General features: G+C 68.2%; 1 protein-coding gene. It reads left to right on the forward strand.

The genetic code is table 11. From position 1 onward, the window contains the following. Nucleotides 1–117: 117 nt before the first annotated feature. The coding region (locus FMM08_RS22765; RefSeq protein WP_147928643.1) for an IS256 family transposase at nt 118–1001 on the forward strand (884 nt) is incomplete at its 3' end.

Raw genomic sequence — 1001 nt, forward strand, 5'->3', positions numbered from 1 at the left:
CGCTCCCGGTGATCAACGCGGTCGTCTTCGTTGACGACGGCGTAGCGATCAAGTTGAACGGTCACCGCGCGATGTCAGTGAGACCTGCCTAGGGAACTCACCGAAGGACACCACGCGATGACCGATGACCACTCTGCCCTGCTGACCCTGCTCGCCGAGCTACACGACACGACCGAGTCCGACCGCATCCGCAGGATCGCTGAGCACGCCTACCAACAGCTCGTGGACGCCGAAGCCGCCCACGCCATCGGCGCCGACCGCTACGAGCGCACCACCGACCGCCTGGCCCACCGCAACGGCACCCGCCCCAAGACCCTGGCCACCACCGCCGGGGACCTGAACCTTCGCCTGCCAAAGCTGCGCGCCGGCTCCTTCTACCCGAGCCTGCTCGAGCGGCGCCGCCGCATCGACCAGGCGCTGTTCGCCGTCGTCGCCGAGGCCTACGTCCACGGGGTGTCCACCAGGAAGGTCGACGACCTCGTCGCTGCGCTGGGCGTAGCCAGCGGCATCAGCAAATCCGAGGTTTCCCGGATCTGCGCCGATCTGGACGCCGAGGTCGCTGCCTTCCGCGACCGGCCACTCGGTGAGGTCACCTACCCGTACGTGTTCTTGGACGCCACCTACTGCAAGGCCCGCGTCGGTCACCGCGTCGTCAGCAGAGCCGTGGTGATCGCCACCGGTGTCACTGCAGGTGGGCACCGTGAGGTCCTCGGTGTCGATGTCGGTGACAGCGAGGACGAGGCGTTCTGGAAGGCGTTCCTGACGGGGTTGAAGCGCCGTGGGCTGGCCGGGGTGCAGCTGGTGATCAGCGACGCCCACGAGGGCCTGAAGAAGGCCATCACGCGCTCGATGTCCGGCGCGAGCTGGCAAAGATGCAGGGTGCACTTCGCGCGCAACCTGCTGGCCCACGTGGCCAAGGCCGACGGTGAGGTCGTCACCGCCGCCTACCGCACGGTGTTCGCCCAGCCCACCGCAGCCGGCGTCCAGTCGCAGTGGGACTC

It is taken from the genome of Quadrisphaera setariae (genome assembly GCF_008041935.1).
In the GTDB taxonomy this organism is placed as follows: domain Bacteria; phylum Actinomycetota; class Actinomycetes; order Actinomycetales; family Quadrisphaeraceae; genus Quadrisphaera; species Quadrisphaera setariae.